General features: G+C 47.2%; 7 protein-coding genes. 1 reads left to right on the top strand and 6 read right to left on the bottom strand.

What is annotated here, in order from left to right; all coding sequences use genetic code 11:
* Window positions 1-72 precede the first annotated feature (72 nt).
* The gene (locus CEG13_RS03780; RefSeq protein WP_100010449.1) at window positions 73-1,626 is read right to left on the bottom strand and encodes a Na+/H+ antiporter NhaC family protein; all 1,554 of its coding nucleotides are present in this window, start codon (window positions 1,624-1,626) and stop codon (window positions 73-75) included.
* Between the two features lie 248 nt (window positions 1,627-1,874).
* Here CEG13_RS03780 and CEG13_RS03775 point away from each other — a divergent pair, with 248 nt between their 5' ends.
* Window positions 1,875-3,290: a metal ABC transporter solute-binding protein, Zn/Mn family gene (locus CEG13_RS03775; RefSeq protein ID WP_100010448.1), complete on the top strand. Its 1,416-nt coding sequence runs from the start codon at window positions 1,875-1,877 to the stop codon at window positions 3,288-3,290.
* A 522-nt stretch (window positions 3,291-3,812) separates the two neighbouring features.
* On the opposite strand, the gene bshB2 is transcribed toward CEG13_RS03775, so the two are convergent.
* The 5 genes from bshB2 to CEG13_RS03745 form a co-directional block, all read right to left on the bottom strand.
* Window positions 3,813-4,475 (bottom strand): bacillithiol biosynthesis deacetylase BshB2, encoded by a 663-nt coding sequence (gene bshB2, locus CEG13_RS03770; RefSeq protein ID WP_100010446.1) that lies wholly within the window; start codon window positions 4,473-4,475, stop codon window positions 3,813-3,815.
* Window positions 4,476-4,499: 24 nt separating this feature from the next.
* A complete protein-coding gene (locus CEG13_RS03765; RefSeq protein ID WP_100010444.1) occupies window positions 4,500-4,853 on the bottom strand; it encodes a YojF family protein in 354 nt (117 codons plus the stop codon).
* 277 nt (window positions 4,854-5,130) lie between these two features.
* Complete coding sequence (gene uvrA / locus CEG13_RS03755; protein WP_100010440.1) at window positions 5,131-8,019, bottom strand: excinuclease ABC subunit UvrA; 2,889 nt, start codon at window positions 8,017-8,019, stop codon at window positions 5,131-5,133.
* Window positions 8,020-8,047: 28 nt separating this feature from the next.
* Window positions 8,048-10,030, bottom strand: coding sequence for an excinuclease ABC subunit UvrB (gene uvrB, locus CEG13_RS03750; RefSeq protein ID WP_100010438.1), 1,983 nt, complete (start codon window positions 10,028-10,030; stop codon window positions 8,048-8,050).
* Window positions 10,031-10,633: 603 nt separating this feature from the next.
* On the bottom strand, window positions 10,634-11,821 hold the full coding sequence (locus tag CEG13_RS03745; RefSeq protein ID WP_100010569.1) for a PDZ domain-containing protein: 1,188 nt from the start codon (window positions 11,819-11,821) through the stop codon (window positions 10,634-10,636).
* Between the last annotated feature and the right edge of the window lie 46 nt (window positions 11,822-11,867).

Raw genomic sequence — 11,867 nt, 5'->3', positions numbered from 1 at the left:
TAGCGGGCGTTAAACACGGATTCATTTAATGGCTCCAGGAATACTGACAACCCCCTTCTCCATTCAGCTTCATTAAAATCCAGTTTCATATTTTCCCGGAATAGGTTTCCCCCACGTTTTCTTAAGAATGAATGTCAAGACAAACAGGACAATTATTCCCGCAGCGAGTGCCATCAAAGAAGATCCTGTCATTCCGGCTATCAGGAAAGATATTATCCCACTGACACCAGCGGTAATCGCATACGGTATTTGTGTATTTACATGGTCGATATGGTCGCTTGAAGCCCCTGCTGAAGATAAAATCGTCGTATCCGAAATCGGTGAACAATGATCCCCGAAAATTCCACCGCTGAATACAGCTGCAATGGCCAGATAGAGGGAGATATCCATGGAAACCGCCAGTGGCATAGCAATTGGTATCATGATCGCAAATGTTCCATACGATGTGCCTGTAGTAAATGCTACGATTCCTGCAACGATGAATATGAGCAGCGGAATAATCGCCGGTGATGTTGTCTGTTCAGCAAAATCTACAAGATATGCTGCTGTTCCTAGCTCTGACGTCACACTGCCAATCGACCATGCCAGAGCCAAAATAATGTAGACGAGTGTCATGCTGCGAAATCCGGTCACAATGATTGACATCGCTTCTTTAAAATCGAATAGTTTCTGCTGCATTCCCATCACTAGGGCTACAATACCTGCAGCAAAAGCGGCGATTAAAATGGATGTTGCACCATCTGCTTCTCCAAACGCCGTAACGAGATCCTGTTCCGGATATCCCCCGGTCCAGAGAAACAGTGGCGGAATAAGTCCGATGAGCACGACAAGCGGCACGGCCATATTTCTTATTTTTGGCGTATAGTCTTCCGCCATCTCTACATCCGTCGTTTCCATATCCGAGGGCGGCTCTGCACCATCACGCAGCAGCTTTCCTGTCGTTCTGGCACGGTATTCCGCCTGAGCCATCGGTCCGAAATCCCATTTCAGGAAAATGATAATACCGACAAGGAGGATGGCCAAAATCGAATAAAAATTAAATGGAATCGTAAAGATATACGTCATGTACTCTGATCCTGATATACCTAATTCCACAAACTGTGCACCAATTAGCCCCATCACGAACACAACCCATGTGGAAACAGGACCTAAAAGACAAATCGGCGCTGAAGTTGAGTCCACGATATAAGCCAGTTTTTCCCGTGACACACGCATTTTATCCGTAACCGAACGCATGACACTTCCCACCGTCAACGCGTTAAAATAATCCTCAAAGAAAATAATGATACCAAATAACATCGTCGAACCCTGTGCACCTTTTGGCGACCTTACTTTACGGGCAATTGCATTGGCAATCGCATGCGCGCCACCCGTTTTCTGCAGAAATGCAATCAATACACCAAACAGACCACAATAAATCAAAACAGTGGCACTCCACGGATCACCGACATTGGGAATGATAAAATCTTTGAAGCTGGCATACAGGCCCATAAACGGATTCCAGTCATGCATCATCGTCGCCCCTAGCCAGACACCGGCAAAAAGAGCAGGAATTACATTACGTGTAAGGAGAGCCAGGACAATCGCAATCACGGGAGGCAGGAGTGATAGCACACCAAATTCCATATTCAATCTCCTCTCAAAATTGTGTATTTTATTATATTTCTATCTGGGGTTGAAAATTCCTGCTATGTTTCGCATTTTTTCCGAAAAGCATGTTGATGAATATCCAGTGAAAGATGCGGATTTTTCAGTGAGTAGAATAAACTGTCGATAAAATTATTTATAAATCGTAATGATTACTATTTACAAATCGTAATCATTACGATATGATGATTTCTGTGAAGAAATTCAAATAGAAGGGAATAAGGTAAATGAAATTATTTCAACAGGTTATTGGTTTTGTATTAATTGGGGTGTTTGCTGTTGGCTGTACCGCAGAAAATCAAGCTTCCACGAGTACTGATGAAGAGGATCTACTGGTATATACAACCATCTATCCACTGCAGTATGTAACGGAACAAATTGGAGGCGAATCAGTTAACGCTGAAAGTGTATATCCTCCAGGAGCCGATGCCCATACATACGAACCTGCTTCAAAAGATATGACAGCCATCGCAGAAAGTGATGCCTTTATTTATTTAGGTGCTGGAATGGAAGCTTTTGCAGAAACAGCTGCAGATGCTCTAAGTACACAGGATGTCCGTTTAATTGAGATTGGCGAAAACGAAGAACTATTTAAAGAATTCGGGGATGAGCATGTTCACGAACACGAAGAGGGAGAGGCTCATAACCATGATTCTCATGATCATGAAGAAGGTGAAGATCATAACCACGATTCTCATGACCATGAAGAAGACGGTGCTCATAACCACGATTCTCATGACCATGAAAAAGACGGTGCTGATACCTCACCGGATACAGCGCAAATAGAAGGATTATCCGATCATTATCACACAGGGGATGCCGTTCAATTAACTGCTGTCCTTCCTGAAGCAAGTGATCATAATCACTGGCACTGGTATGCATTCGAACCGGAAGAAGAGGAATGGGTTACAGTTCCCAACCAAGGAACCAATCAATATGAAGATACGGCTGATGTATCTGGTCAGAAAATCAAGGCTATGTTATACGACGGGGACCATCATGTAATTGCAGAAACAGAACCGGTAACGATAACAATTAATGACCATGATGGTGAAGAAGGAAATAATGGTCATGAAGACGAAACACAAGAAGGCCACTCCCATCATGGGCACAGCCATGGTGATTATGATCCGCATATCTGGTTGGATCCAATGCGTATGATTGAAGCAGCTGAAATGATCAAGGAGGAACTCATTGCCTTGAACCCAAGTGAAGAGGCTGAATACAACGAAAACTTTGATAACCTAACATCTCATCTAATAGAATTGGATGACCAATACACAGAAGTATTGGGCGAAAAGGAAAATAAGAAGATCCTTGTATCACATGCTGCATATGGATACTGGGAAGAGCGCTATGGCATCGAACAAATTGCAGTAAGTGGTTTATCCACTGAAAACGAACCGTCTCAAAAAGAATTGACGGACATAGTCGATCAGGCAGAAGAAAATGACCTTGATTACATTTTATTTGAGCAAAATAATTCAAATCGTGTATCACAAGTTATTCAGGAAGAACTCGGGCTGGAAACATTAACGATTCATACGCTTGCTGTTCTGACCGAAGAAGATATTACGAATCATCAAGACTATCTTTCTTTAATGTATGATAACTTGGAAGTTTTGGATCAAGCCACGAAATAATGAATCCAAGTCTGTTGAGAGGCAATAAAGTTGTTGAGCAAGAGGAGAGAGTTAAACGCACACTTGTATCTATTGTACAGTTGAAATAAAGTCATACGTTTGTAAAAAAAGGTAAGATGTTAAAGAAGTTTCGAAGTTTTATCCCTCCGGATATTTATAATTCGGGGGGTATTTTATGTTAAACAACATAATGCTATTCAATAACCACTTTGTCAGCCATTTTGAAGATGGCGAACCACTCGCGGGAGCATTCAATCATCCTAACCACTACGATTGCTGTTGGAAGTTCCTGGCCGACTCTGCAGATGCATTCGTAAATTCTTCATAGTGAATATGAACAGGCATTTGCCTGTGTGCTGATGCTGGGTATGCATAAAGCCAATTTTTTTATGTCATGCTGTCTTGGGAACAGGGCATGATGTACAACATAAAAATGGGAAGGTGAAAGGAAGATGTGAAATTGATGTAAAAAGGCGTACCCTGACAACAAAATAAGCCTCCCGGTGTATAGGAGGCTTACCATCAATCATCATATTTCCAAATAAAAAAACTTTCCGTATTGAAACGGTCCTTTACTGCTTCTATCGTTTCCTTATCTTCCGTATTCATCAGTCCCAGCATTGGGCTTGCTTGGGATTTATGCGCAAGAATTGCCTGCAATTTCGTGTCAAACTGGGCTGTGACATCATTGACGATATCCCGCTCGCGCACTTTCCCATCAATCTCCTCGGTCAGCGCTTGTGCCCAAACGGTGGGACGATCGGCTGGATCCATTAACCGGACAGCTTCGATTGCAGCGGCTCCCAGGGCATTATGGTCGGGATGGACAGCATGATCCGGATAATGGGTAATAACCAGGCTCGGTTTGATCTCCTGTAAAATCCCTTTCAGATGTGCTGCCACTTCCCCGCGGTCCTCATACTCCAAAGTTTTGTCCCGGTAGCCAAGCATTCTCAGCTCAATATCAAGCGCCTTACAGGCATCGATCAATTCCTGTTTGCGGATTTCCGGCAATGTTTCGCGATTGGCAAAGGTCGGGGTACCCATATTCCGTCCCATTTCCCCGAGAGTGCCGCATAAATAGGTAACCGGAACTCCCTGCTCGCGAAATTGCGTCATCGTTCCTGCCGCTCCAAATGACTCATCATCCGGATGCGGGTAAATTACCACCACATGTTTTTCCATCGGTTCCACCTCGTTTCTCATCATCTAGTAACTAAACGGCGTTTCACTAATCTGCAAGGACACCATCAGCCGGCCTTCCCGGTCATGCCCTGCCATCAGCAGCTTTGTTTCTTCATGCATCGTCCAATCTGTCAGACCTTCCGCATAAATCCAGCCAATCTCCATTTTCAGACCGACCCGAAAGATATTTCCGTCCTGGACAATTTTCGCCTGATCAAAGGAAACTTTGGCATTGCGAATATAAGCCCCGACATTATAAGCATTCTCGTTTAAATGACTTGCGTACGCCCCGTTCGTCGTTTCCAGATGAATGTAAACATCCTTATTTATAAACTGATTCAATAGGTTTTGTACCTCGGCTTTTACAATTGGTTTCATTGTCAACCTCCCAATATGCTCTCATTTTAGCTTACCGAAAGGGCGGCTGAACGTCAAAGGATTGAATTGTTTTTTGGGGAGCAGGGTTGGTGTGCTCTCTCGGGCAGAAGTTTCTCCTCTCGGGCGGAAGTTCTCGCTCTCCCGCCGAAGTTTCCGCTCTCGACCGGAAGTTTCCTCTCTCGGCCGGAAGTTTGAAGTTCCTCTCCCTCAAATCCTCCCCTACAAAAATCAAAGCAGCAAACCGGAGGCGGGATCCCCACAGCTTGCTGCTTTCCTATCATTCAGCGCGACTTCCCGCGCCAACTTTTTCTTTTCGATCCAATGCTTCCTTCGTGCGTTTCTTGTCACGCTCCAAAATCGGCTTCAGATAACGCCCTGTATGGGAGGCAGGCTCCTTAGCGATCTGCTCAGGAGTTCCTGTAGCAATGATCTGCCCGCCGCGATCACCGCCATCCGGTCCAAGATCCGTGATATGATCGGCGGTTTTGATGACATCGAGGTTGTGCTCGATGATCAACACGGTATCGCCGTTATCCACCAGGCGATGCAGCACATCCAGCAGCCGTTTAATATCTTCCGTATGCAAACCGGTTGTCGGTTCATCCAAAATATAAAACGACTTGCCGTTGGAGCGCTTATGCAGCTCGCTTGCCAGCTTGACGCGCTGTGCTTCCCCGCCGGAAAGTGTTGTCGCCGGCTGACCAAGGCGAACATAGCCAAGACCGACGTCATAAATTGTCTGCAGTTTGCGCTTGATCTTCGGGATCGCCGAGAAGAAATCGAGTGCTTCCTCGATCCGTAAATCCAGCACTTCTGCAATATTTTTCCCTTTATATTTCACTTCGAGCGTCTCACGGTTGTAGCGCTGGCCATGACAGACTTCGCACGGAACATACACATCCGGCAGAAAATGCATTTCAATTTTAATGATGCCGTCCCCGCGGCAGGCTTCACAGCGCCCGCCCTTCACATTAAAACTGAAACGTCCTTTCTTGTAGCCGCGCACTTTGGCCTCATTCGTCTGGGCAAATACATCACGCATATCATCGAAAACGCCGGTGTATGTTGCCGGGTTTGACCTCGGTGTCCGGCCGATTGGCGCCTGATCAATGTCGACTACCTTATCAAGCTGGTCAATCCCCTTGATTCGTTTATGCTTGCCAGGTTTATGTTTGGCACGATTCAGTTCCTTGGAGAGCGATTTATACAAAATTTCATTAACCAGGGTGCTTTTTCCCGATCCGGAAACACCCGTAACCACATGCATCTGGCCGAGCGAAAATTTAGCCGTGACATTTTTCAGGTTATTTTCTTCCGCCCCGGTAATTTCTATTTTCCGCTTGTCCGCTTTCCGCCGTTTGTGAGGAAGCGGGATAAATTTTTCTCCGGATAAATATTGGCCGGTCAAAGAGCGTTTGTTTTTCTTCACTTCGTCCGGGGTGCCGCTTGCGACAATTTCTCCGCCATGCTCACCTGCCCCTGGGCCGATGTCGATCAGCCAGTCGGCAGCGAGCATTGTGTCCTCATCATGTTCTACCACGATCAGCGTATTATCCAGATCGCGCATGCGCCTGAGTGTGGCGATCAGCCGGTCGTTGTCCCGCTGATGCAGGCCGATCGACGGCTCATCCAGCACATACAGCACACCGGTCAGGGCAGAACCAATTTGGGTCGCCAGCCGGATCCGCTGCGCCTCCCCGCCGGAAAGCGTCCCAGCCGCTCGGGATAATGTTAGATAATCCAGTCCGACATTATTTAAAAATTCCAGCCGGTTATGAATCTCCTTCAAAATCATCTGGGCAATTTGCTGTTCTTTTTCCGTTAAATCCAACTTCGCGAAAAAAGCATCTGCCTCCACAATGGAAAAATTGGTCACTTGGCTGATATGCAGACCATTAACCAGAACAGCAAGTGCTTCTTCTTTCAGGCGGTGTCCTTTACACGTCGCACACGGACTTTGTCCCATGTATTTCCCAAGAGTTTCACGGATAAAATCAGAAGACGTTTCCTGATAACGGCGTGCCACGTTGTTCAGCACCCCTTCAAAATAAACCTCGTTATCACGGAGGGTGCCGAAATCATTCTCATAGCGAAAACGGATTTTTTCCTTGCCGCTTCCGTACAAAATTATGTCCATCTTGTCTTTCGGGATGTCTTTTATTGGAATGTCCATATCGATTCCATAATGATCGGACACACTTTTCAAAAGCTGCGGATAATACTGCGAACTGATTGGCTTCCATGCCGAAATTGCATGCTCATTCAGCGAAAGTTCCCAGTCAGGAACGACCAGATCGAGATCCACTTCCAGCTTGGTGCCCAGTCCGTCACAGGTAGGGCATGCCCCGAATGGGCTGTTAAAGGAAAATAGCCGTGGCTCGAGTTCCCCGATGGAAAAGCCGCAGATCGGGCAGGCATGATTCTCATTAAACAGCAGCTCTTCCTCGCCGATCACATCGACAATGATTTTTCCTTCGCCTAATCGGAGTGCCGTCTCAATCGAATCGCTGAGCCGTCCCATTACGCCTTCTTTCACGACGATTCGGTCCACCACAACTTCGATAGAATGTTTTTTATTTTTTTCCAGCTTAATCTCTTCTGCTACTTCGCGCATTTCATTGTCTACGCGAATCCGAACATATCCTTCCTTCTTCAGATTTTCCAAAACCTTGACATGTTCACCTTTCCGTCCAGATACGACCGGTGCCAAAATCTGCATTTTTGTGCGCTCCGGGTATTCCATGAGCCGGTCGACCATCTGCTGAACGGTCTGAGAACTGATTTCAATTCCATGTCTCGGGCAGGTTGGCCGGCCAACACGCGCATAAAGTAGTCTAAGATAATCATAAATTTCCGTTACCGTACCGACTGTGGAGCGCGGATTTTTGCTGGTTGTTTTCTGGTCAATCGAAATCGCCGGAGATAGTCCGTCGATCGCGTCCACATCCGGCTTATCCATTTGCCCAAGAAACTGGCGGGCATAGGCGGAAAGCGATTCAACGTAACGGCGCTGCCCTTCTGCATAGATCGTATCGAACGCGAGCGATGATTTCCCCGACCCCGACAAACCGGTGAGCACCACCAGTTTGTTTTTAGGAATCGAAACATCGACGTCTTTTAAATTATGGGCTCTGGCACCCTGTATTTGAATTTCTTTGCTAGGCATGCATCATTCACCTTTCCGCTGTAAATATTTACGCTCCCGCTTTCAATTCAAGGATAATATCACGCAGTTCGGCCGCTTTTTCAAAATCAAGCGATTTGGCGGCCTCGCGCATTTCTGTTTCCATCTGCTCAATGACTTTGGATTTCTCGGTTTGTGACAGCTTCGACAAGCTCTGCGATTTTTCCTGATATTCTTCTGACTCTTCTGCTGCAACAGTTGCACGAATCACATCGCGCACTTCTTTTTTAATCGTTGTTGGTGTAATGCCATGTGTTTCATTATACGCCATTTGTCTTTCGCGGCGGCGGTTTGTTTCATCTATCGCTACCTCCATGGAGTGGGTAATCTTATCGCCGTACATCACCACTTCACCGTTTTCGTTCCGCGCAGCCCGGCCCATTGTCTGGATCAGGGAGCGCTCGGAACGCAGGAAGCCTTCTTTATCCGCATCAAGGATAGCGACAAGCGATACCTCAGGGATGTCGAGTCCCTCACGCAGGAGGTTGATCCCGACGAGCACATCATATTTTCCAACCCGCAGATCGCGGATGATTTCAATTCGCTCCAGTGTCTTGATTTCCGAATGGAGATAGGCCACTTTGATGCCAAGCTCTTTCAGATAATCGGTCAAATCCTCGGACATCTTCTTCGTCAAGGTCGTGACTAAGACTCGCTCATTCCGCTTGGCACGTTTATTGATCTCACCAATTAAATCATCCACCTGACCATCAATCGGCCGCACATCCACTTTTGGATCAAGCAGTCCGGTCGGCCGAATAATCTGTTCGGTCATTTCCGGCGTATGCTCCAATTCGTAAGGCCCCGGTGTTGCCGAAACATATACAAGCTGACTGGTCGATTTCTCAAATTCCTCAAATCTTAATGGCCGGTTATCCAAAGCGGACGGCAGGCGGAATCCGTGATCCACCAGCACCTGCTTACGTGCCCTGTCACCATTAAACATACCGCGGATTTGCGGCAGGGTAACATGGGACTCATCCACTACAACAAGAAAATCATCGGGAAAGAAATCAAGCAGGGTGTATGGTGTTGCGCCTGATTCTCTCAATGTCAGATGCCGGGAATAATTCTCGATCCCCGAACAAAAGCCCATCTCGTTCATCATTTCCAGATCGTAGTTCGTGCGCTGCTCAAGACGCTGAGCCTCCAACAGCTTCCCGTCTTCACGCAGCTCGCTTAGCCGATCCTCCAGCTCTTTTTCGATATTCTTGATGGCCAGCTTCATTTTTTCCTCACGGGTAACAAAGTGGGATGCCGGAAAAATCGCAATATGCTCGCGATCGCCGATGATCTCACCGGTCAGGGCATCAACCTCACGAATCCGGTCAATTTCGTCGCCGAAAAATTCCACCCGGATACAATGCTCCTCGCGAGATGCCGGGATGATTTCCACCGAATCGCCGCGCACACGGAACGTTCCGCGCTGAAAATTAATATCATTGCGGGCATACTGAATATCAACCAGATCCCTGAGCAGCTGGTCGCGGTCTTTCTCCATGCCCATTCTTAAGGAGAGCACCTGACTCTTGTATTCTTCCGGCGAACCGAGACCATAGATGCAGGACACACTGGCCACGATCAGTACATCATCCCGTTCAAATAAGGACGAGGTAGCGGAGTGGCGCAATTTATCAATCTCATCATTGATGCTTGCATCTTTTTCGATAAATGTATCGGTGGAAGGCACATAGGCTTCCGGTTGATAGTAATCATAATAACTGACAAAGTATTCCACCGCGTTGTTGGGGAAAAACTCCTTGAACTCACTGTACAGCTGCCCGGCCAGCGTCTTGTTATGGGCGATCACCAGTGTTGGCCGGTTAATTTCCTCCACGACGTTGGAAACGGTAAATGTTTTTCCGGTCCCGGTGGCGCCCAGCAATGTCTGGTGGCGCTGCCCGGCCTTCACTTTTTCGATAATCTCTTTAATTGCGGCCGGCTGGTCCCCAGAAGGTTCATAGGCTGATACCAATTCAAATTTATTTTTCACCTGAAATCAAGCCTCCGTTCTCTTGACATACTCTATTTTCTATTATACCATAACACGAACTAATATTCGACTATTTTACCTTGCTTTCTATTACAATCATACCCTTATTTTAAGGAGAAAACACGGGAAGCGCTTATTGTGCATGACAGGCGGATATTTTTGAACGACCAAAAAACATCAGCAGCTGGGGCTCATGTTTTTCTGGTCGTTTTGAAAAGGTGTTTGAGACATAAAATATGACATAACCCCACCGCTGCGGAAATACCCTCCGCTAACGGTGTGCTTTGTTAAAAGCAAACAACAGCTGTCCACTCTTTAGATGGTTGATTGGAGCGGAGGGCAACCGACTCCTGCGGGAAAGCACGAGTCTAGACCTGAGCAGGAAGTGGTTAAAAGGATGGAAGGCTAAAGTCGCGACGTCCTGGGACTGCGCGTAAATGCTCGTTCCACCGAAAACCGTTTGTCGCAACGCCTTCATGACTAACATCCTGTTAGCCTGAGGCTGAAGCCGTGCCCGCGGAAAGCGGTTGCCCGCAGCGGAAATCAACGAGCACTCATGTCGCGCTATCAACTCCAAGGAATAAAGAAAGGATACGATCTGTTCTACGCTGACTCCTCCCGCCGGTGCGGGGCTCCGGTAAACAGCAGTCCCAGCTCGTGATGATCCCCTTCGTATACCGCTCCCTGGACGAAGCGCATCTCTCGCGCGTCATCCAATACTTCCAATTTAATATACGCCCCGCTTTCCTGAAGCGCGTGATAAAATTGCTTTTCCGTACTAACTTTGATTCCATTAACCTTCGCAATCGTTTCTCCAACTAAAAGGTCAAGCCGGTCTGCAGGCGTTCCCGGGATAATTCCGGTAATTTTCAGCCCTTCTGCCGTCTGACGGTAAAACGGCGGCTCTGTACGCTCGCGGATCCGGTGACGGTAATTGATAAATTCCCTTCCGATCACGGCAACAATCACAGCGGCAAGGGAGAGCCAGGTCAGATACGTGCTTCCGACTGCAAGCAAAAGCACCGCCAGCCCGAGAGAAAGCACCTGTTTAGCAAGCCGCCTCGCCTTATCTGTGACGATTGAGCTCGTCACCGTATAATCAAACCCCAGCAGAAACGGCACCAGAATCAGGCTGTAGGACTCCCCGCCCACAGAAAAATACGGCCAAAACGGCGCAAAAGGTTCAATCATCCCGGCAGGAAGCAGTGCAAAAAACGGGATGACCGCCATTTTTTTCATCTGTTGCGCGCCCAGCCAGCCACCGCGGCTGCCTTTCTTCAGCAGTGGATAGGTCTGGTTCCTCTTCACCCGCCAAAGCAAGATCGCTTCCACAATTAAAAATACCCCAAGCAATATCGTCAGACCCGTAAAATTAATTTCGCTGAACAAAGCTTGTCCCACGCCTGCTGTCTGATTATCCAGCAATAACGGCAAGAATAACAGCAGTAAATAGGTGAATCCAATCGTGTAGCTTGGCGACAGCATCGTAAACCTGGCAGTCAGACTCAAAAGAACCATCATACCACTGGCGAGCAGGATGGTTTCATAGCTGAGGACCAGGCCTGTCCCAATGCCGATCAGGGACACCAAAAGGCCTGCAATCAGGGAAATCCCCAAGGTTTTTCTCCATTCAGCAAACAGATCAAACACTTTGCTGCCAAACTGCTTCCTTTCCCGTTTTATTCGCTTGTATCCTGCCAGTACTGCCAGGATAATCGCCCAGTAAACGATCGGATTGAGAAAAAACCGGCCGATTCCCTTGCCTGCTTCCACTAGCCATGCCTCTGTCATCTCACTATCACCCTTCTGAATCACAATTTCTGCCTTCCCTTTATGG

The sequence above is a fragment of the Lentibacillus sediminis genome (genome assembly GCF_002763455.1).
GTDB classification, from domain to species: domain Bacteria; phylum Bacillota; class Bacilli; order Bacillales; family Amphibacillaceae; genus Lentibacillus_D; species Lentibacillus_D sediminis_A.
This window is presented reverse-complemented; position numbering and strand designations above follow the sequence as displayed.

Coding starts and splice junctions, on each gene's coding strand:
- bshB2 (WP_100010446.1), bottom strand. CDS start 4,475: ATGGAAAAACATGTGGTGGTAATTTACCCGCATCCGGATGATGAGTCA.
- CEG13_RS03780 (WP_100010449.1), bottom strand. CDS start 1,626: ATGGAATTTGGTGTGCTATCACTCCTGCCTCCCGTGATTGCGATTGTC.
- CEG13_RS03745 (WP_100010569.1), bottom strand. CDS start 11,821: ATGACAGAGGCATGGCTAGTGGAAGCAGGCAAGGGAATCGGCCGGTTT.
- uvrA (WP_100010440.1), bottom strand. CDS start 8,019: ATGCCTAGCAAAGAAATTCAAATACAGGGTGCCAGAGCCCATAATTTA.
- CEG13_RS03775 (WP_100010448.1), top strand. CDS start 1,875: ATGAAATTATTTCAACAGGTTATTGGTTTTGTATTAATTGGGGTGTTT.
- CEG13_RS03765 (WP_100010444.1), bottom strand. CDS start 4,853: ATGAAACCAATTGTAAAAGCCGAGGTACAAAACCTATTGAATCAGTTT.